21 protein-coding genes are annotated in these 20,246 nt (G+C 63.2%); 4 read left to right on the top strand and 17 right to left on the bottom strand.

Going from position 1 to position 20,246, the window contains the following annotated elements:
- Positions 1-52: 52 nt before the first annotated feature.
- The 6 genes from BM154_RS17650 to BM154_RS17625 all read right to left on the bottom strand — a co-directional run bounded on the left by BM154_RS17650 (position 53) and on the right by BM154_RS17625 (position 8,022).
- Positions 53-955, bottom strand: coding sequence for a response regulator (locus BM154_RS17650; RefSeq protein ID WP_074887031.1), 903 nt, complete (start codon positions 953-955; stop codon positions 53-55).
- A 129-nt stretch (positions 956-1,084) separates the two neighbouring features.
- Complete coding sequence (phoU, locus tag BM154_RS17645; protein WP_074887030.1) at positions 1,085-1,813, bottom strand: phosphate signaling complex protein PhoU; 729 nt, start codon at positions 1,811-1,813, stop codon at positions 1,085-1,087.
- Positions 1,814-1,989: 176 nt separating this feature from the next.
- Positions 1,990-2,823 (bottom strand): phosphate ABC transporter ATP-binding protein PstB, encoded by an 834-nt coding sequence (gene pstB / locus BM154_RS17640; protein WP_074887029.1) that lies wholly within the window; start codon positions 2,821-2,823, stop codon positions 1,990-1,992.
- An 88-nt stretch (positions 2,824-2,911) separates the two neighbouring features.
- Positions 2,912-4,582: a phosphate ABC transporter permease PstA gene (pstA, locus tag BM154_RS17635; RefSeq protein ID WP_074887185.1), complete on the bottom strand. Its 1,671-nt coding sequence runs from the start codon at positions 4,580-4,582 to the stop codon at positions 2,912-2,914.
- A 19-nt stretch (positions 4,583-4,601) separates the two neighbouring features.
- Positions 4,602-6,887: an ABC transporter permease subunit gene (locus BM154_RS17630; RefSeq protein WP_074887028.1), complete on the bottom strand. Its 2,286-nt coding sequence runs from the start codon at positions 6,885-6,887 to the stop codon at positions 4,602-4,604.
- Between the two features lie 166 nt (positions 6,888-7,053).
- Positions 7,054-8,022 carry a PstS family phosphate ABC transporter substrate-binding protein gene (locus BM154_RS17625; RefSeq protein ID WP_074887023.1) on the bottom strand — a complete coding sequence of 323 codons (969 nt, stop codon included), beginning with the start codon at positions 8,020-8,022 and terminating at the stop codon, positions 7,054-7,056.
- A 305-nt stretch (positions 8,023-8,327) separates the two neighbouring features.
- Between BM154_RS17625 and BM154_RS17620 the strand changes: the two genes are divergently transcribed.
- On the top strand, positions 8,328-8,726 hold the full coding sequence (locus BM154_RS17620) for an acyl-CoA thioesterase (RefSeq protein ID WP_074887020.1): 399 nt from the start codon (positions 8,328-8,330) through the stop codon (positions 8,724-8,726).
- A gap of 32 nt (positions 8,727-8,758) precedes the next feature.
- Here BM154_RS17620 and BM154_RS17615 read toward each other — a convergent pair whose 3' ends face one another.
- Both BM154_RS17615 and pyrE read right to left on the bottom strand, forming a co-directional pair.
- Complete coding sequence (locus tag BM154_RS17615; RefSeq protein WP_074887018.1) at positions 8,759-9,352, bottom strand: DUF4124 domain-containing protein; 594 nt, start codon at positions 9,350-9,352, stop codon at positions 8,759-8,761.
- 26 nt (positions 9,353-9,378) lie between these two features.
- Entirely contained in the window at positions 9,379-10,020 is a 642-nt protein-coding gene (gene pyrE / locus BM154_RS17610) for an orotate phosphoribosyltransferase (protein ID WP_074887015.1), read from the bottom strand.
- 93 nt (positions 10,021-10,113) lie between these two features.
- On the opposite strand from pyrE, the gene BM154_RS17605 reads away from it, so the two are divergent.
- Both BM154_RS17605 and BM154_RS17600 read left to right on the top strand, forming a co-directional pair.
- Positions 10,114-10,893: an exodeoxyribonuclease III gene (locus BM154_RS17605; protein WP_070884712.1), complete on the top strand. Its 780-nt coding sequence runs from the start codon at positions 10,114-10,116 to the stop codon at positions 10,891-10,893.
- A 154-nt stretch (positions 10,894-11,047) separates the two neighbouring features.
- Positions 11,048-11,932 (top strand): EamA family transporter, encoded by an 885-nt coding sequence (locus BM154_RS17600; RefSeq protein WP_074887012.1) that lies wholly within the window; start codon positions 11,048-11,050, stop codon positions 11,930-11,932.
- On the opposite strand, the gene BM154_RS17595 is transcribed toward BM154_RS17600, so the two are convergent.
- From BM154_RS17595 to BM154_RS17575, 5 genes are all read right to left on the bottom strand, one after another.
- On the bottom strand, positions 11,933-12,277 hold the full coding sequence (locus BM154_RS17595; RefSeq protein ID WP_074887010.1) for a hypothetical protein: 345 nt from the start codon (positions 12,275-12,277) through the stop codon (positions 11,933-11,935). It lies immediately after the preceding gene.
- Between the two features lie 4 nt (positions 12,278-12,281).
- Entirely contained in the window at positions 12,282-12,998 is a 717-nt protein-coding gene (gene trmB / locus BM154_RS17590) for a tRNA (guanosine(46)-N7)-methyltransferase TrmB (RefSeq protein WP_074887004.1), read from the bottom strand.
- 188 nt (positions 12,999-13,186) lie between these two features.
- Entirely contained in the window at positions 13,187-13,981 is a 795-nt protein-coding gene (locus BM154_RS17585) for a thiazole synthase (RefSeq protein WP_074887001.1), read from the bottom strand.
- A 42-nt stretch (positions 13,982-14,023) separates the two neighbouring features.
- Complete coding sequence (gene thiS, locus BM154_RS17580) at positions 14,024-14,224, bottom strand: sulfur carrier protein ThiS (protein ID WP_074886998.1); 201 nt, start codon at positions 14,222-14,224, stop codon at positions 14,024-14,026.
- Positions 14,225-14,306: 82 nt separating this feature from the next.
- Entirely contained in the window at positions 14,307-14,678 is a 372-nt protein-coding gene (locus BM154_RS17575; protein ID WP_074886995.1) for a DUF423 domain-containing protein, read from the bottom strand.
- Positions 14,679-14,821: 143 nt separating this feature from the next.
- Between BM154_RS17575 and mtgA the strand changes: the two genes are divergently transcribed.
- Positions 14,822-15,544, top strand: coding sequence for a monofunctional biosynthetic peptidoglycan transglycosylase (gene mtgA, locus BM154_RS17570; RefSeq protein ID WP_074886993.1), 723 nt, complete (start codon positions 14,822-14,824; stop codon positions 15,542-15,544).
- A gap of 203 nt (positions 15,545-15,747) precedes the next feature.
- Here the strand turns inward: mtgA and rpoH are convergent, their stop codons facing one another.
- The 4 genes from rpoH to ftsY all read right to left on the bottom strand — a co-directional run bounded on the left by rpoH (position 15,748) and on the right by ftsY (position 19,979).
- The gene (rpoH, locus tag BM154_RS17565; RefSeq protein WP_070884720.1) at positions 15,748-16,602 is read right to left on the bottom strand and encodes an RNA polymerase sigma factor RpoH; all 855 of its coding nucleotides are present in this window, start codon (positions 16,600-16,602) and stop codon (positions 15,748-15,750) included.
- A gap of 271 nt (positions 16,603-16,873) precedes the next feature.
- Positions 16,874-17,890: a permease-like cell division protein FtsX gene (gene ftsX, locus BM154_RS17560; RefSeq protein ID WP_074886991.1), complete on the bottom strand. Its 1,017-nt coding sequence runs from the start codon at positions 17,888-17,890 to the stop codon at positions 16,874-16,876.
- Entirely contained in the window at positions 17,887-18,558 is a 672-nt protein-coding gene (gene ftsE, locus BM154_RS17555) for a cell division ATP-binding protein FtsE (RefSeq protein WP_074886989.1), read from the bottom strand. The genes ftsX and ftsE overlap by 4 nt, the downstream gene beginning before the upstream one ends.
- Entirely contained in the window at positions 18,558-19,979 is a 1,422-nt protein-coding gene (ftsY, locus tag BM154_RS17550; RefSeq protein ID WP_074886986.1) for a signal recognition particle-docking protein FtsY, read from the bottom strand. The genes ftsE and ftsY overlap by 1 nt, the downstream gene beginning before the upstream one ends.
- Between the last annotated feature and the right edge of the window lie 267 nt (positions 19,980-20,246).

The following is a 20,246-nucleotide window of genomic DNA, read 5'->3' as shown; positions in this document are numbered from 1 at the left end:
GCGAAGACAGAGCCTGAGTGACAGGGCTCGGCCACTGGCGGACGAGCCCCTGTCAGGCGCCCGGGGAGAAGTGTTTCTGGGCGGTACCCCGGGCGATCAGCCGGGACAGGTAGTCCATCTTCTGCGGGTCACGGTCGACGAAGCGAAACACCACCTGCAGCCATTCGCTGTCCGGCTTGGGTTCGAAGGCGGAAACGCTGTGCAGGTAGCCATTGAGACGCGCCACTTCCGAGGCCTCACCCTGCTCGAGGTCGAGCACCGCGCTCTCCAGCACCTGCGGCAACAACTCGCCACGCTTGACCACCAGTAACGCTTCCTTGAGGCTCAGCGCCTTGACCACGCAGGCCATCATGCCGCCTGGCAAGCGCAACTGCCCCTGGCCCCGGCCGGCCGGCGCCGCGGCAGCCTTGGCAGGCGCAGCTGCAGGGCTCGGCGCAAAGGCTGCCGCTGGCGTGGGCGCGGCAGGCCGCACCACTTCGGTCTTGCCACCGGTCAGGGCGGCCAGCGAATCGTTGGCGAAGGCGCCAGTGCTGAGCATTTTCGGCGGAGCAGCGGACATCAGCGCCGCCAGCTTGCCGGCGCGCTGCAGGGCCTTCTTGACCTTGGTGATCAACTGCTCGTTGGAAAACGGCTTGCCGATGAAATCCGAAACGCCGGCCTGAATGGCCTGCACCACGTTTTCCTTGTCGCCGCGGCTGGTGACCATGATAAAGGGCACGCCTTTCAGCGATTCCTGCTCACGGCACCATTGCAGCAGCTCAAGACCGGACATCTCCGGCATTTCCCAATCACACAGAATCAGATCGATCGGGTTTCGACCAAGAAGCTGCTGGGCCTTGCGCCCGTTTACCGCTTCCTCGATCTGGATGCCGGGAAGGTTGTCACGCAACCCCTTTTTCACCAGATCGCGGATAAAGGTGGCGTCGTCCACCACCAGCACACTAACTTTGCTCATCGACCACTCCCTCGAATGGTCATTAGCATAGACGTGAGCACTGGCTCATTGCCAACACTAAAGCATAACCGCTGCCGCCACGTGCAGGCAGACCCGCGGCCGCACCTGCACATGGCCAAGAGCGTGCGGTCACTCGCTGGCGCCGCCCTGCACTTCTTCCTGCATGCGGGTCAGGCCGATGTGCTTCACATCGGTGCCGCGTACCAGGTAGATCACCAGCTCGGCAATGTTGCGTGCGTGGTCGCCGATGCGCTCCAGGGAGCGTAGCGCCCAGATCACGTTGAGGACACGGGAGATCGAGCGCGGGTCTTCCATCATGTAGGTGACCAACTCACGCAGGGCAGTCTTGTATTCGCGGTCCACGGTCTTGTCGTACTGGGCGACCGACAGCGCCAGGTCGGCATCGAAACGGGCGAATGCATCCAGCGCTTCCTGAACCATCTTGCGTACCTGGTCGCCAATGTGGCGAACCTCGACGTAGCCGCGCGGCGACTCGCCTTCTTCGGTGAGCAGAATGGCGCGCTTGGCGATCTTGGTGGCTTCGTCACCGATGCGCTCGAGGTCGATCACCGACTTGGAAATGCTGATGATCAGGCGCAGATCCGAGGCAGCGGGCTGGCGCCGGGCGAGAATTCGCACGCATTCCTCGTCGATGTTGCGCTCCATCTGGTTGATCTGGTCATCGATCTCGCGCACCTGTTGCGCCAGGCCGGAGTCAGCTTCGATCAGCGAGGTCACCGCATCGTTGACCTGCTTCTCCACCAAACCGCCCATGGCGAGAAGATGGCTGCGTACTTCTTCCAGTTCAGCGTTGAACTGCTGGGAAATATGATGGGTGAGGCTGTCTTTGTTGATCATCTGTTCGCTCCGCGAAGGCTACCGGCTGAGTGCCCATGGTACGCACCGCCTGGCGGCACCACGCACCCTACACGTTGAATATGAATACCAAGGCTTGTGCAAATGCGCTCTGGCGCGAAGAGCGGTGCCGATCGCCCGATGAGCACCGACACAGCCAGGAAGCAAGGACCAGGGCCTTAGCCGTAACGACCGGTGATGTAGTCTTCGGTCTGCTTCTTCTCCGGATTGGTGAAGAGCGTGTCGGTGTCGCCGAATTCCACCAGTTTGCCCATGTACATGAAGGCCGTGTAGTCCGAGACGCGCGCGGCCTGCTGCATGTTGTGGGTGACGATGACGATGGTGTACTTGGACTTCAGCTCGTAGATCAGTTCTTCGACCTTCAGGGTCGAGATCGGGTCGAGTGCCGAGCAGGGCTCGTCGAGCAGCAGCACTTCGGGCTGTACCGCCACGGTACGAGCGATCACCAGACGCTGCTGCTGACCACCGGACAGGCCAAGGGCCGACTCATGCAGACGGTCCTTCACTTCATCCCACAGGGCGGCGCTCTTCAAGCCCCACTCGACAGCCTCATCAAGGATGCGCTTCTGGTTGATGCCCTGGATACGCAGGCCGTAGACCACGTTCTCGTAGATGCTCTTGGGGAACGGGTTGGGTTTCTGGAACACCATGCCGACCCGGCGGCGCAGCTCGGCAACGTCTTCGCCCTTGCGGTAGATGTTGCGGCCATCGATGTTGATCTCGCCTTCCACGCGGCAGCCGTCGACCAAATCGTTCATCCGGTTGAAGGTACGCAGCAGGGTCGACTTGCCGCAGCCCGAAGGGCCGATGAAAGCCGTCACGCGCTGCTTGGGGATGTTCATCTTGACGTCGTACAGCGCCTGCTTGTCGCCATAGAACAGGTTCAGGCCCGGCACTTCGATGGCCGTGGTCTCGTTGGCCAGATCGAGGCTCTGCTTGTCACGGCCCAAGGCCGCGAGGTCGATGCCGTGGGTAGCGGTTTCGTGTTGCATACCAGTCTCCTTCGGAGGCTATAGGCTGTAGCTGCAAGCTGCAGGCCGGCGCTTGCCTGAAGCCTGCAGCCAGCAGCCCGTAGCAGAATTAGTGATCCAGGGCCTTGTACTTCTCGCGCAGGCGGTTGCGCAGGTAGATGGCCGTCAGGTTGAGAATCGCGATGACCAGCACCAGCAGCAACGCCGTAGCGTAGACCAGCGGGCGCGCCGCTTCGACGTTGGGGCTCTGGAAGCCGACGTCGAAGATATGGAAGCCCAGGTGCATGATCTTCTGGTCCAGGTGCAGATAAGGGTAGTTGCCGTCCACCGGCAGGCTCGGCGCCAGCTTGACCACGCCCACCAGCATCAGCGGCGCGACTTCACCGGCCGCACGGGCCACGGCGAGGATCAGGCCGGTCATCATCGCCGGGCTGGCCATCGGAAGCACCACGCGCCAGAGGGTTTCCACCTTGGTCGCACCGAGGGCCAGGGAGCCCTCACGCAGAGCCCGGGGTATACGCGACAGGCCTTCCTCGGTGGCGACGATCACCACCGGCACGGCGAGTAGCGCCAGGGTCAGCGAGGCCCACAGCAGGCCGGGGGTACCGAAGGTCGGTGCCGGTGCGGCTTCCGGGAAGAACAGGCGGTCGATCGAGCCACCCAGGACATAGACGAAGAAGCCCAGGCCAAACACGCCGTAGACGATCGCCGGTACACCGGCCAGGTTGTTCACAGCGATACGAATCACCCGGGTCAGCGGGCCCTGCTTGGCGTACTCGCGCAGATAGATGGCGGCAATCACCCCGAACGGCGTGACGATCACGGCCATGATCAGGGTCATCATGATGGTGCCGAAGATCGCCGGGAAGATACCGCCCTCGGTATTGGCCTCGCGCGGGTCGTCGCTGACGAACTCCCACAGCTTGCTGCCGTAGAAGCTGAGCTTGTCGAGCGTGGTCATGGCATTCGGACGGTAGGCCCGTACCACCTTGCCAAGGCTGATTTCCTGTTCGCGGCCTTCGGCAGAGCGCACGGTGACGCTGTCGCGGTTGAACTGCTCGTAACGGGCGTTGAGCTCCTGCTCCAGCACCTTGTATTCGGCATCCCAGCGGGCGCGCTCGGCGGCCAGATCGGCCTGAGCGGCGTCGGTCAGCTTGCCGTCGAGCTCCAACCGGCGGGTCTGCAGGCGTACCCGCTCGAGTCCGGCGTTGATACGCCCGATGTCACGCTTCTCGATGCGCGAGATCTCGCTGTGCAGCTCATCGACACGTTGCAGACGCTTCTGCAGTTCCGGCCAGGCGGCCTCGCCTTCGGCGACCAGCCGGCCCTCTTCCTTGACGTTGACCACGTAGCCATAGAAGTTGCCCCATTCACGTCGCTCGAAGGCGGTCATGTCCTTGGGCTTGCGCAGGTCGGTCAGCCATTCGCCGACCACCCAGGAGAAGTCCGCGCCATAGAAGTCGCGGTTACCCACCTTGAGCAATTCACGGGTCATGAACTCGCCGCCGTCGACGTTTACCGGCAGCCCGGCGGAGGCCAGGCGAGCGCGAGGAATCTCTTCCTTCTGCACCACTTCCCCGGCCATGACCGTAGCGGTCTGCCCGGGTACCAGGTAGTTGCCCTCGACGATATCGGCTGGCCAGAAATGGGCCAGGCCGCGCACGGCGATCACTGCCAGCAGGCCGATGACCATGACGATGGCAATGGACACCGCACCGGCGTTCATCCAGATCCACGGCGAGCCGCTCTTGAACCAGGATTTGAGGTTGTTCTGTTTCACGGACATAGTCTTGCAGTCCTCAGAGCGATGCGTATTTGACGCGCAGGCGCTGACGCACCAGCTCGGCCAAGGTGTTCATGAAGAACGTGAAGGTCAGCAGCACCAGCGCGGAGAGGAACAACACGCGATAGTGCGTACCGCCAACCTCCGATTCAGGCATTTCCACCGCCACGTTGGCCGCCAGGGTGCGCAGGCCCTGGAAGATGTTCATGTCCATGATCGGCGTGTTGCCGGTGGCCATCAGCACGATCATGGTTTCGCCAACGGCGCGGCCCATGCCGATCATCAGCGCCGAGAAGATGCCCGGGCTGGCGGTCAGGATCACCACGCGGGTGAGGGTCTGCCAGGGCGTGGCACCGAGCGCTAGGGAGCCGAAGGTCAGGCTCTTGGGCACGCTGAACACCGCGTCTTCGGCGATCGAGTAGATGTTCGGGATCACCGCGAAACCCATGGCCAGACCGACCACCAGGGCGTTGCGCTGATCGAACGGAATACCCAGGTCATTGGTCAGCCAGGCGCGCATGTTGCCGTCGAACAGCCAGTTCTCCAGATGCCCGCTCATGCTCAGGGAGAAGGAGCCGACCAGCATGATCACCGGAATCAGCAGGGCGGCTTCCCAGCCGTCCGGCACGCGCAGACGTACCGCTTCGGGCAGACGGCTCCAGAGGAAGCCGGCCAGCAGGATCCCGATCGGAGTGAAGATCAGCAGGCTGAAGATACCGGGTAGGTGGCCCTCGACATAAGGCGCCAGGAACAGACCGGCGAAGAAGCCGAGGATCACCGTGGGCAGCGCTTCCATCAGCTCGATGACCGGCTTGACCTTGCCGCGCATGGCTGGCGCCATGAAGTAGGCGGTGTAGATCGCCGCGGCGATGGCCAGCGGGGCGGCCAGCAGCATGGCGTAGAAGGCCGCCTTGAGGGTCCCGAAGGCCAGCGGCGCCAGACTCAGCTTGGGCTCGGCATCGGTACTGGCGGAAGTCGACTGCCAGACGTACTCCGGCTTGTCATAGTTCTCGTACCAGACCTTGCCCCACAGCGAACTCCAGGAAATCTCCGGGTGGGGATTGTCGATCAGGATGCGCTCGATCTTGCCATTGGCTTCGACCAGGGCGCGGTTGGCACGCGGCGACAGGGCGGCGATGTTGTGGCCTTCGGCCACCGGCTCGACCAGCAGGGTGCGGTGCGCGGTACTGTGGAAAATCCCCAGATTGCCCTTCTCGTCCAGGGCGATGAAGCCCTTGCGGCGTTCTTCGGAGATGATCTGGCTGACCGGGCTGTCGGCCAGCTGGAATTCACGCACCTGCTTGAGCTCGGACTTGCCGTCTTCGTCACGCACCATGAACCACTGGCGGATGCCACCGGTACTGTCACCCGTGAGCAGCGAGATACCGCCCAGCAGCGAGGTGGCGTGGGTCACTTCGCGAGTGCCGTCGTTGAGCAGCTTGTAGCGCCCGTTGAGGGCCTTGGCGCGCAGGTCGAATACGTCGGCGGTGGCGCGCCCGTTGATCACGAACAGCCAGTGCTGGCGTGGCTCGATGATCAACTCCTTGATCGGCTCGGCGATCTGCGGCAGCGCCAGGCGCTCTTCGCTGACCTCGACCTCGCCGGTCATCATGTTTTCTTCGCGGCTCAGGCTCAGCACCTGCAGCTCGCTGCCCACGGAACCGGCGATCAGCAGCGTGCCGCTGTTCACACTGATGCCCATGTGCTCCAGCGGACGGCCTTGCGGATCGATGGTCAGCGGCGCTTCGCCGAACGGGTAGACGATGGACGGGGTGATGGTCTTCACGTCGTCCGGATAGGTGATGCGATAGGTGTGTTCGAACACCAGTGCCTGGCCATTGGACAGACCGAGGGCGACCCGGTGGCTGCCCGGCTGGTCCTGCCCCACCGAAACCACTTCGCTGCCGGCCGGCAGGGGCAGGTCGATGGTGGTCAGGGCCTCCATGCTCTTGGCATCGAAGAACTGGATCTTGCCATCGCTGGCCAGGCGCATGCCGACCTGGTTCTGCTCTTCCAGCGCCATCAGCAGCGGCTTGCCGGCATCGGCCAGCCAGGCTGGCTGTATGGCATCACGCTTCTCGAGGTCGGCACCCTGGAACATCGGCAGCACGACATAGGCGAGATAGAAGAAGATCAGGGTGATGGCGCCCAGTACGGCCAGGCCACCGATGGATACGCACCAGCGGGCCAGGCGATCCTTGAAGGCGCGCATGCGCCGCTTGCGTTGCAGGGCCGGCGTGTTGAAGTCCAGCCCTAGGGAATTGGGAGAGGCGGTCATGGGTTCACTTGCCAAGTCATTCATAATGGAGAGCGTCTCTGCGCGGCCATGAGCGCGCCGTATTTTTCGTCTGTTTCGCGAGCCCGGACAATCTAGCCGGTTCGTGTGACAGAAAAGTTACAGCACGGTGACGTAGCGAAGCCCACCTCTCGAGGAGAGGCGGGCTGCGGGGTTGCCTGGAGCGGTCTGCTTACAGACCCAGTTCCTTGCGGGTCTTCTCGATGACCTTGAGCGGCAGCGGGATGTAGCCGTCCTTGACCACCACGTCCTGGCCCTGCTTGGACAGGATCAGCTTGAGGAACTCGGCATCCAGCGGGCTCAGCGGCTTGTTAGGCGCCTTGTTCACGTAGATGTAGAAGAAGCGAGCCAGCGGGTACTTGCCCGACAGCGCGTTGTTCTCGTTGGCTTCCTCGACTTCACCCTTCTTGTTGACCAGGGGAACGGCGCGCACGCTGGCGGTGCGGTAGCCGATGCCCGAGTAACCGATGGCGTTGACGGTGCTGGAGATCGACTGCACCACGGAAGCCGAACCCGGCTGCTCGTTGACATTGGACTTGAAGTCGCCTTTGCACAGGGCTTCTTCCTTGAAGTAGCCATAGGTGCCGGATACCGAGTTACGGCCGAACAGCTGGATAGGCTTGGCCGCCCACTCGCCGCTCAGGCCCAGCTCGCCCCAGGTTTTCACGTCCTTGGCTTCACCGCACAGACGGGTGCTGGAGAAGATGGCGTCGACCTGCTGCATGGTCAGTTGCTTGATCGGGTTGTCCTTGTGCACGAATACCGCCAGGGCATCGATGGCGACCGGTACGGCAGTCGGCTTGTAACCGAATTTCTGCTCGAAAGCCTGGATTTCGCTGTCCTTCATGGGGCGCGACATCGGGCCGAGGTTGGCGGTGCCTTCGGTCAGCGCGGGTGGCGCCGTGGAAGAGCCAGCAGCCTGGATCTGGATGTTCACGTTCGGGTAGGACTGCTTGTAGCTCTCAGCCCACAGGGTCATCAGGTTGGCCAGAGAGTCGGAGCCGACGCTGGACAGGTTGCCCGATACACCCGAGGTTTTCTCATAGGTCGGCAGAGCCGGATCGACAGCGGCAACCGCGTTGGCGGTCGCGACGCCAGCGGCGACGAAAGTCATGGCCGCCATCAAACGCTTCAGTTTCATGCCTTGCTCCTAGCTGAGTGGTAATCATTGAAAGGCTGGCTGCCGTGGTCGTAGCGCCCGATCTGCCGCCTTGTCACGATTGGGGTCGTGTTGGTTGGAACGGGGCTCAGTATCGTCAGCCCATGTGACCACTCTATGTAACCAATATGACAGTTGGATGACGACGCGGGCAGGCATGTACGAATCGCGAATCGGCGTGCGCACGCGTCTGCAACGCGCTAAGGTCGCGATGCAACCACCCAGCCGGTATACTTTCCCGGCCCCTGCGCTGCAGGGCCCACCACTGCGCCGCGAGCCGTGAACAGATGAAAGACCTCGAACAGGAAGACCCGATACCGCAAGGCGACCTGGCCCTGCAGATCACCGCACTGCCGCGCGAAACCAATGGCTTCGGCGACATCTATGGCGGCTGGCTGGTTTCGCAGATGGACCTGGCAGGCACCGCCATGGCCACCAAGGTCGCGGCAGGCCGCGTGGCGACGGTGGCCATTGACCGCATGGCCTTTCTGGTTCCGGTGCCGGTTGGTGCGCAGCTGTCTTTCTATACCCAGGCACTTGAGGTTGGCCGCAGCTCGATCCAGATGCTGGTGGAGGTGTGGAGCGACGACCCGCTGTCCAGCGAGTGGCGCAAGGTCACGGAAGCCGTGTTCGTATTCGTGGCCATCGACAGCAGTGGCCGCACCCGCGCCGTACCACGGCGTTAAACGGCTGCCAAGGGTGCTAGAGGGCGCCGGGCCTAGCGGCCCTGCCCGAGCAGCTCAGCGACCCGCGTACGATCCGCTGCAAAGATTTTTTGTGCCTGGGCACGCGCAGCCTGATAGCGCTCGATATCCTTCTTTACCCGAACCTGCTCGTCACGCTGGCTGGTGATCTGATCGAGTAGAGGTTTGGGCACTTCGCGCCCCGCCCGCTCCTGGTCAGCGGCCTGCTTCTGCAGGTTGGCCTGCTGCTGGCGCACCGATTGCAGGTTGCCCTTGGCCACACCGATCAGCCCGTCGAGCTCGGCGAGCTTGCGCGCCTGGGCACGGTCGACATCCTCGAGGCTGCTGTACAGGCGCAACAACTGCGCATCGGACTTGGCCCGCTCGCGATCGGCGAGGATCTTTTGCATTTCTTCCGCGGTCGGCGCTGGCGGCACCACGCGGATGACCCGCCCTTGTTCATTGAGCACGTCGTAACCCTTGGCAATGAACTCGCTGGGTACGCCCTGACGGTCGATCACGGTGATGCCCTGGGCGTTGGTATAGCGGTACATCTCAGCACCACTGGCCCATAACGGCAGCAACAGGCCAAGCCAGAGGGTGCGACGCATCAGCGGCGAGGTGGTCATGGGCGCGTTCTCTTGGCGAGCCGGGGTCAGATGCCGAATTCGGCCCGGTAGGCTTCGACGGCGGGCAGATGTTGCTTCAGTTCAGCATCATCGGCCAGATATTCCAGCACCTGCTGCAGGGACACAATGCTGACCACCGGAATATTGAAGTCGCGCTCGACTTCCTGGATCGCCGACAGCTCACCGCGGCCTCGCTCCTGGCGATCCAGGGCGATCAGCACGCCGGCGGCCTGGGCGCCTTGCGCCTGGATGATCTGCATCACCTCGCGGATCGCCGTGCCGGCGGTGATCACGTCATCGATGATCAGCACACGACCATTGAGCGGCGCGCCAACCAGAGTGCCGCCCTCGCCGTGATCCTTGGCTTCCTTGCGGTTGAAGCACCAGGGCGTGTCGACGTCGTGGTGCTCGGCCAGGGCCACACCGGTGCTGGCCGCCAGCGGAATGCCCTTGTAGGCCGGGCCGAACAGCACATCGAAGGAAATGCCGCTGTTCACCACAGCCGCGGCATAGAAACGACCCAGCTTGGCCAGCGCCAGGCCGCTGTCGAACAGCCCGGCATTGAAGAAATACGGGCTGACGCGACCCGATTTGAGGGTGAACTGGCCGAAGCGCAGGACGCCTCGCTCGATGGCAAATCGAATGAAATCGCGCTGATACGTTTGCATGAAAGACCTTGAGGCAGCACAGGATGTGGCTTTGAATTACTAAACGACGTCTAGCTCAGGTATCATACACGCACGTGTTTTTGGGGGCCATTTATGCGGATCATCAGTGTGAACGTGAATGGTATTCATGCTGCAGTCGAGCGCGGTTTGCTCAGTTGGCTGCAAGCACAGAATGCCGACGTGATCTGCCTGCAGGATACCCGTGCCTCCGCCTTTGAACTGGACGACCAAGCCCTCCAACTGGATGGCTATTTCCTCTATGCCTGCGATGCAGAAGTACCAAGCCAGGGTGGCGTGGCGCTGTATTCGCGGTTGCAACCCAAGGCGGTAATAAGCGGGCTCGGTTTTGAAACGGCCGATCGCTACGGGCGCTACCTGCAGGCTGATTTCGATAAAGTGAGTATCGCCTCGCTGCTGCTGCCATCGGGGATGGGCGGCGACGAGAACCTGAATCAGAAATTCAAGTTCATGGACGATTTCTCCAAGTATCTGGACAAGCAGCGCCGCAAGCGCCGCGACTATATCTACTGCGGCTCGCTGTATGTCGCCCATCAGAAACTGGACGTGAAGAACTGGCGCGACTGCCAGCAATCGCCCGGTTTCATGGCGCCCGAGCGTGCCTGGATGGACGAAGTGACCGGCACCATGGGCTATGTTGACGCCGTACGCGAGGTCAATCGCGAGGCCGACCAGTTCAGCTGGTGGCCGGACAACGAACAGGCGGAGATGCTCAACCTGGGCTATCGCTTCGACTACCAGCTGCTCACCCCGGGCATGCGCCGTAGCGTGCGCAGTGCCCGCCTGCCGCGCCAGCCGCGCTTCTCGCAGCACGCGCCGCTGATCGTCGACTACGATTGGACGCTGACCGTCTGATCGCGACTGTCGAAAGCCAGAACGCCCCGACCCGCTCGGGGCGTTTTTATTTGTGTAACGCTGTATTGGGAAAAATGCCGCCAACTGTGGCGTGTCAGCCCAGTCCATCCGCGCTAGCCTGGGGGTCCGCATACCACCACCCGAGGCCGCGCCCATGACACCCAAGGATATCCTGCTGGCCGCTGTGGTGATCGTCGCCTGGGGCGTCAATTTCGTGATCATCAAGGTCGGCCTCGAGGGTGTGCCGCCCATGCTGCTCGGCGCCCTGCGCTTCATGCTCGCCGCCTTTCCCGCCATTCTGTTCATCCGCCGTCCGGACATGCCGCTGCGCTGGCTGCTGGCTTACGGCCTGACCATTTCCCTGGGGCAGTTCGCCTTTCTGTTCTCGGCCATGTACGTCGGCATGCCGGCCGGCCTGGCGTCGCTGGTGCTGCAGGCGCAGGCGTTCTTCACCCTGGGTTTCGCGGCACTGTTCATTGGCGAAACGGTACGTCGCAGCAGCCTGATCGGCCTGGTGGTAGCGGCGGCCGGCCTGCTGCTGATCGGTAGCGAAAGCGGGCGCGCCTTTACCCTGGCCGGTTTCGTGCTGACCCTGTGCGCAGCGGCGATGTGGGGCCTGGGCAACGTGGTCACCAAGCGCATCGGCAAGGTCAACCTGGTCAGCCTGGTGGTCTGGGGCAGCCTGATTCCGCCGCTGCCGTTCCTGGCCCTGTCGCTAATACTGGAGGGACCAGCGCAGATCGAAGCGGCACTGCGCAGCATTTCTCTCAGCTCGCTGCTGGCCATCGCCTACCTGGCCTTTATCGCCACCCTGCTCGGCTATGGCCTGTGGAGCCGCCTGCTGTCGCGCTACCCGGCCAGCCAGGTGGCGCCGTTCTCGCTGCTGGTGCCGGTGGTCGGCCTCAGCTCGGCGTGGCTGTTTCTCGGCGAGGCACTGAGCACCGTGCAGTGGCTCGGCGCGGCCATCGTCATGCTCGGTTTGCTGATCAACGTGTTTGGCCCGCGCCTGCTGCAACAACTGCGCGGCGCCACGGCCTGATCAGCCCTGCCGCGACATGCGCCAGCAGAACCAGCTCGCCCCGGCCATGGCAAAGGCGATCAAGCTGTGCAGCAGCAACGTCAGGCAATAGCCCAGTGGGTGGGTGGCAAGCGGGTAAAAGGTCGCCGGGCCGATTCTAGACGGTGAGATGGCCACGCCGCTATGCAGCGCCTGCCCCACCGTGAACAGCAGCGCCGCAGCGCAGACCGCCATGACCAGCGCCGTCACCGGCAACAGCAGGCGCGCTGCCCAGGCCGCGCGAGCGCTGGGCTGGGGCATCTGCCATTGCGGACGATGGCGTGCATGGCCGGCGCGGCGGGCCTGACGCCTCGACAGGCGAGTCATAAGCTCAGTCGATGCGCTCGAACTTGAGGTCCCAGACGCCGTGGCCGAGGCGCTCGCCGCGACGTTCGAACTTGGTCACCGGGCGCTCGGCCGGGCGTTCGACGCAGCGCCCGTCGGCGGCGAGGTTGCGATAACCGGGTGCCACGTTCATCACCTCCAGCATGTATTCGGCATAGGGCTCCCAGTCGGTAGCCATGTGCAGCACGCCGCCGACCTTGAGCTTCTGGCGGACCAGCTCGGCGAACGCCGGCTGCACGATGCGGCGCTTGTTATGCCGCGCCTTGTGCCAGGGATCGGGGAAGAACAGCAGCACGCGGTCGAGGCTGGCGTCGGGCACGCACTGACGCAGTACTTCCAGGGCATCGCAGCTGTATACGCGCAGGTTGGTCAGGTTCTGCGTCATCACCCCATTGAGCAAGGCGCCCACGCCAGGCCGGTGCACTTCCACACCGATAAAATCCTGCTCAGGCGCGGCGGCGGCCATTTCCAACGTGGAGTGACCCATGCCAAAGCCGATTTCGAAGGTGCGCGGCGCCTGGCGCCCGAACACCGCGTCGAAATCCTGCATGCCATCGCTCAACTCCAGGCCGAATTTCGGCAGCCCCTGGTCGAAGCCACGCTGCTGGCCTTCGGTCATGCGTCCGGCACGCATCACGAAACTCTTGATGGCGCGCATGTGCCGTGGGGTTTCTTCGGCTGGGGTTTGTTCGATATCGCTCATTGGGACACTCGGCAACGCAGGTATTAAATTGATAAAGGGGGGCAGCTAAACGATCTTGCGAGCTAGAGCCATGCAAGGCCTAGGCGGCCCCGCAAAAACAGGCGAGGAAGCGGAGTGTACTTTTGTACATGAGCATTCCGAGCCTGTTTTCAACGCAGCAGGGCCGACGCGCAGCTGATCGTGGAGAGTCAGCGGATCAGCCCCTCCAAGGGGGAAGACGCGCTGGCATAGAGCTTCTTCGGCATACGCCCGGCCAGGTAGGCCAGGCGGCCTGCCTCGATGGCGTATTTCATGGCCTGGGCCATCAGCACCGGATGCTGGGCATGGGCGATGGCGCTGTTCATCAGCACCGCCTCGCAGCCCAGTTCCATGGCGATGGTCGCGTCGGACGCCGTGCCGACGCCGGCATCGACCAGCACGGGCACCTTGGCCTCTTCGAGGATGATGCGCAGGTTGTAGGGGTTGCAGATGCCCAGGCCGGTGCCGATCAGGCCGGCCAGGGGCATCACGGCGATGCAGCCCATGTCGGCGAGCTGGCGGGCGATGATCGGGTCATCACTGGTGTAAACCATCACATCGAAGCCTTCCTTGACCAGCACTTCGGCGGCCTTGAGGGTTTCGATCACGTTTGGGAACAGGGTCTTCTGGTCGGCCAGCACTTCCAGCTTGACCAGCTTGTGGCCGTCGAGCAGCTCGCGGGCCAGGCGGCAGGTGCGCACGGCCTCGACGGCGTCGTAGCAGCCGGCGGTATTGGGCAGGATGGTGTAGCGATCCGGCGAGATCACGTCGAGCAGATTCGGCTCGCCCGGATTCTGGCCGATATTGGTACGGCGCACCGCCACGGTGACGATCTCCGCACCCGAGGCCTCGATGGCGTCGCGGGTTTCGTCGAGATCCTTGTATTTACCAGTGCCGACCAGCAGACGCGACTGGTAGGTGCGGCCGGCCAGGGTAAAGGGCTTGTCGCTGACAGCGTGGCTCATGGAGATTCCTCTGCAGTAAGTTGGAAGGGCGCGGCGCCGGGCTCAACCGCCGCCGATGGCATGGACCACTTCGAGGCGATCACCGTCGGCCAGCGCCGTGCTGGCGTACTGGCTGCGCGGCACGATATCGAGGTTGCGCTCGACCGCCACGCGGCGCCCGCTCAGCTCCAGGCGCTCGATCAGGTCGGCGACACTGGCACCTTCGGGCAGCTCGAGGGTTTCACCGTTCAACTGGATATGCATGGCGACCCGTCACAACAGGAGAAAGGGCCGGCATTCTAGCCCGATCCCCGGCGATGACCAAGGCGCAGGCCTGCCATTGGTCTCAGGCCATGCGCCAGGCCAGCAGGCCCAGGCACGCCCAGCCGGCCAGAAAGGCCAGGCCGCCAAAGGGGGTGATGATGCCCAGCTTGCTGATGCCACTGAGGGTCAGCAGGTACAGGCTACCCGAGAACAGCAGGATCCCGGCGGCGAAAAAAAACCCGGCCAGATTCACCAGGCGCCCCGGCGCAACCAGCGCCAGGATGGCCACGCCCAGCAGGGCCAGGGCATGGATCAGTTGGTAGTGAGTGCCGGTCTGGAACACGGCCAGGTACTCGGCGCTCAGCCTGCTCTTCAGGCCATGGGCGGCGAAGGCGCCCAGCGCAACCCCGGAAAAGCCGGCGAAGGCCGACAGCAACAACCACAGGCGAACCATAGCGTCCTCACCGATCGCGACATTAACGAGGATGCAGTTTACGCCGACACCCGCCAAGACGCGCGCCCCGGATTGCCGCAGCGTTGTCCGCAACACCACCAGGCGCCGTATACTAAACGGCCATCAAGCCTGGCTCCCTGCGCATGCTCCGATCCCTTCGCCGCCTCCTGCTGAAGTTGCTGCTCTGGTTCATTGCCGGCTCCATCCTGCTGGTGCTCGCCCTGCGCTGGGTGCCGCCACCGGGCACGGCGCTGATGGTCGAGCGCAAGATCGAATCCTGGGTCGACGGCAAGCCCATCGACCTGCAACGCACCTGGCGCTCCTGGGATCAGCTGCCGGATGACCTGAAGATCGCTGTGATCGCCAGCGAAGACCAGAAGTTCGCCCAGCACTGGGGCTTCGACGTCGAGGCGATCAAGGTAGCGTTGTCGCACAACCAGCAGGGCGGCTCGGTACGCGGTGCCAGCACCCTCAGCCAACAGGTGGCCAAGAACCTGTTCCTGTGGTCCGGCCGTAGCTGGCTGCGCAAGGGTATCGAGGTGTGGTTCACGGCGCTGATCGAACTGTTGTGGCCCAAGGAGCGCATCCTCGAGGTCTACCTCAACAGCGCGGAATGGGCCGATGGCGTATTCGGTGCCGAGGCCGCGGCTCGGCACCATTTCAATATCGGCGCCTCTTACCTGTCGACGCGTCAGGCCAGCCTGCTTGCGGCCGTGCTGCCCAACCCGCGGCAGTACGATGCCGGTCGCCCCAGTGGTTACGTCAATCAGCGCGCCAACTGGATTCGCCGACAGATGCGCCAGCTGGGTGGCAGTCACTATCTCGATCAGTTGGCAGCACCGCGGCCGGCCTGGTGGGCTAAGTAGCCAGACTGAAAAGCTAAAGAAGCCAGCATTCTGCTCTCTGTGGGAGCGGGCCATGCCCGCGAACTTCACTTCCAGGGAAATCCATTTCGCGGGCCTGGACTAGGCGTCCCCGCCCGCTCTCACAAATACCCGCTCCGCCATCTTTCACCCCCAAACAAAAACGCCCCGAACAGAGTCTGGGCGTTTTGGTGTTGCAGGCCGGATCAGGCGGCGATGGAGCCCTTGAGCTTGTTCATCGCGTTCTTCTCCAACTGACGGATACGCTCGGCCGAGACGTTGTACTTGGCCGCCAACTCGTGCAGCGTGGCCTTTTCCTCGGCCAACCAGCGTTGCTGCAGGATGTCGCGGCTGCGCTCGTCGAGCGCCTCGAGGGCCTCATGCAGGTTGGCACTGGAGGTATCGCTCCAGTCTTCGTCTTCCATCTGCCGAGCCGGATCGTAACGATGATCTTCCAGATACTGGGCTGGCGACTGGAAAGCGCTGTCGTCATCGGCATCGGCTGCCGGGTCGAAGGCCATGTCCTGGCCTGTCAGGCGACTTTCCATCTCACGCACTTCGCGCGCTTCGACACCCAGGCTTTCGGCAACGGCGTTGACTTCGTCGTTGTTCAACCAGGCCAGGCGCTTCTTCTGACTGCGCAGATTGAAGAACAGCTTGCGTTGTGCCTTGGTGGTGGCGACCTTGACGATCCGCCAGTTCTTGAGAATGAACTCGTGGATTTCCGCACGAATCCAGTGCACGGCGAACGACACCAGGCGTACACCCATCTCGGGATTGAAGCGCTTGACCGCCTTCATCAGGCCTACATTGCCTTCCTGGATCAGGTCGGCCTGGGCCAGCCCGTAGCCGGAGTAACTGCGCGCGATATGCACGACGAAACGCAGGTGCGCCAATACCATCTGGCGAGCTGCGTCGAGGTCCTGCTTGTAGAAGAGATTACCGGCCAGTTCGCGCTCCTGCTCGGGCGTCAGCAGCGGAATGCTGTTAACGGCATGCACGTAAGCTTCCAGGTTGGCGCCTGGAACCAGAGCATGAACAGGTTGCAAGGAAGTGGACATTCGAATCCTCCGATTCACGAAACATACGCAGTGTAGCACTGCGCAATATGACCGGAAGCCACCATCCTGGTTCCCCGGCCAATAGTCAATATCAACCAAATCAATAACTTGAGCCAGCCTCAAACAGCCTGATAACTTGGCCCAAAGATTCGCGAGCTAGAGCCATGCAAGGTGAAAGGAGGCGAGGAAGCAGAGTGTACTTTTGTACATGAGCATTCCGAGCCTGCTTTCAACGCCGCATGGCCGACGCGCAGCAATCTTTGACGGCGCCTCAGCGGGGGGCAAGCTCCCTCAGATGTCGCGCCACCGCCAGCCACGCACCGATATACCCCAACAGCACCGCCCCCAGCAATAGGGAGAAGCCGTCACCCGGCGGCACACCGGCCAACGCGAAATCACTGCCATACAATCCGGACAGGCGCACCACGGCATCGTTCAACCAGTTCAGCCCAAAGGCCAGCACCAGCCACGCCAGCACACCGGCGCCCAGGCCATACAGCGCACCCATGTAAAGGAACGGCCGGCGTACATAGCTATCGGTGCCGCCCACCAGCTTGATCACCTCGATCTCGGTACGCCGGTTCTCGATATGCAGGCGGATGGTGTTACCGATCACCAGCAGCAGCGCCATGATCAGCAAAACCGTGAGGCCAAAAACGAAACGGTCGCCCAACTTGAGGATGGCGCTCAAACGCTCGACCCAGACCAAGTCCAGCTGTGCCTGCTCCACGTTGGGCAGCTCTGCCAAACGCAAACGCAACGCCTCAAGAGTGGCCTTGTCGACCTCCTTGGGCGTGACCAGCACAGCGCCGGGCAACGGATTGCTCGGCAACTCCTTGAGGGCTTCGCCCAACCCGGACTGCTGCTGAAACTCTTCAAGAGCCTTTTCGCGACTGATCCATTCGGCTTCAGCCACGTCGTCCATGCCGGCGATCTCTTCGCGCAGGGCCTGGCCCTGACTATCGCTGGCGTCGATCTTGAGGAACACCGATATCTGCGCAGCACGCTCCCAGGTGCCGCCAAGACGCTCGACATTGCCGAGTAAAAGCGAAAGGCCCATGGGCAAGCTCAGCGCCACAGCCATTACCAGGCAGGTAAAGAAGCTGCCGATCGGGTGCTTTCCAAGGCGGCGCAAGCTGTCGACCAGGCTGGCCCGATGGCTTTCCACCCAGGCGCGCGCCAGAGTGCGGAAATCCGGTTCGTTGTCCGGGCCTTGCGGTTCGGCATTCTTGGGCGCCGCGCCTACGCGTTGCGACGGCTGCGGTGGCGGCATGCGCGAAGCACTCATTCGCCTGCCTCCCCATCGCCGATCAGGCGGCCGCGTTGCAGGGTGAGCATGCGGTGACGCATGCGCGCGATCAGCGCCAGGTCGTGACTGGCGATCAGCACGCTGGTGCCGAGACGGTTGATGTCTTCGAATACGCCCATGATTTCTGCCGCCAGACGCGGGTCGAGATTACCGGTGGGTTCGTCGGCCAGCAGCAGGGCCGGACGATGGACGATGGCGCGGGCGATGCCGACGCGCTGTTGCTGCCCGGTCGACAGATCGCCAGGGTACAGCTCGGCCTTGTCGCTCAGGGAAACCCGCTCCAGGGCCGCGCCGACACGACGGCCGATATCGCTCTTGGACAAGCCGAGGATCTGCAGCGGCAAGGCCACGTTATCGAACACGCTGCGGTCGAACAGCAGCTGGTGGTTCTGGAACACCACGCCGATCTGCCGGCGCAGAAAGGGAATCTGCGCGTTGCTGATCTGCCCCAGGTCCTGGCCGGCCAGCAGCAGCTTGCCCGAGGTCGGGCGCTCCATGGCCAGCAGCAGGCGCAGCAGGGTGCTCTTGCCGGCGCCGGAGTGGCCGGTGACGAACAGAAACTCGCCGCGGCGCACGCGGAAACTCAACTCATGCAACCCGACATGGCCGTTGGGGTAACGCTTGCCGACCTGCTCGAATCGGATCATCACTGCTCCCGCTGCTGGAAAAGCGCCTGAACGAAGGGTTCGGCCTCGAAGGTGCGCAGATCGTCGATCCCCTCACCCACGCCGATATAGCGAATCGGCAGGCCGAACTGCTTGGCCAGGGCGAAGATCACCCCGCCCTTGGCCGTGCCATCCAGCTTGGTCAGGGCCAGGCCGGTCAAGTTCACCGTCTGGTTGAATTGTTTGGCCTGGTTGATGGCGTTCTGACCGGTGCCGGCATCGAGCACCAGCAGCACTTCATGGGGCGCGCTGTCATCAAGCTTGCCGATCACCCGACGGACCTTCTTCAGCTCCTCCATCAGGTTGTCCTTGGTGTGCAGACGGCCAGCGGTATCGGCGATCAGCACGTCGATGCCACGGGCCTTGGCGGCCTGCACGGCATCGAAGATCACCGAGGCCGAATCGGCGCCGGTGTGCTGGGCGATCACCGGAATCTTGTTGCGCTCGCCCCACACCTGCAGCTGCTCGACGGCAGCGGCGCGGAAGGTATCGCCCGCGGCGAGCATGACCTTCTTGCCCTCGCCCTGCAGCTTCTTGGCCAATTTGCCGATGGTGGTGGTCTTGCCGGCGCCATTCACGCCGACCACCAGGATCACGTAGGGACGCTTGGCGCTGTCGATCTGCAGTGGCTGTTCGACCGGGCGCAGCATGGCGGCCAACTCTTCCTGCAGCGCCTTGAACAGCGCGTCGCTGTCGGTCAGCTGCTTGCGGGCTACCTTCTGGGTCAGGCTGCCGATGATCGCCGTGGTGGCCTCCACACCGACGTCGGCGGTGAGCAGACGGGTTTCGATCTCGTCGAGCAGGTCATCGTCGATGGCCTTCCTGCCGAGGAACAGGCTGGCCATGCCTTCGCCGATGCTGGCACTGGTCTTCGACAGCCCCTGGCGCAGGCGGGCGAACCAGCCGCCCTTGTTGTCCGAGGGTTTGTTCTGCTCGACGACCGGCTCGCTGACCGCTTCGGCCGGTGCAGAGAGCACCGCAGCTGGGGTGGCGGGTACGGCATGCTGCACGTCGCTGCCGGCGGCAAGCTCAGGCGAATGCTCGGGCTGCGCCGCCGGCTGCTCGGCAATCGGCGCGGACAGCGCCTCGGGGCCATGACGGGTGGCGTCATCGAGCACACGCTCAGCGGCGACGGCCGGCTCGCTGAAAACCGGTGCTTCGATCGGGTCGCGTTCGACCGGGGCGCTTTCCACAGCCGCCGGGGCCTCGGCTAAGGGCTCTTGGGGCGCCGGCTCGGACGATGCTTGCGGCAGTGCCTCTGGCACCTCGGCCTGTGGCTCCTGAGCGGCTGGTGCAGGCTCGGTCGGCTTCTTGCGCAACCAGCCAAACAGGCCACGTTTTTCGGCTTTCTCGGCACCCTGCTCGGGGGCCGGGGTCTTGTTGTCGTCTTTTGAACCAAACATGGAGGACGGCTATCTCACTGGGGCGAACGCCATGGGGCCTGGGCACATGTGGCCGAGGGCTTGCAGCTCGGCCGGCTGATCAACAGGCCGTTGAAAAACGTAGGCGAGGCAGCCAGTGCAAGGCAAAAACAGCCGAAAAAGCGGAGTGTACGAGTTGTACATGAGCATTTTGAGGCTGTTTTTAACGCAGCAATGGCAACGTAGATAGTTTTTCAACGGCCTGTTAAATGCAGACTGCCACTGCACAGGACGTGGTCGCCGTTAAAA

This window comes from Phytopseudomonas argentinensis, from assembly GCF_900113905.1.
GTDB classification, from domain to species: domain Bacteria; phylum Pseudomonadota; class Gammaproteobacteria; order Pseudomonadales; family Pseudomonadaceae; genus Aquipseudomonas; species Aquipseudomonas argentinensis.
Note: the sequence above shows the minus strand (reverse complement) of the source record. Positions and strands in the feature narration are given on the sequence as shown.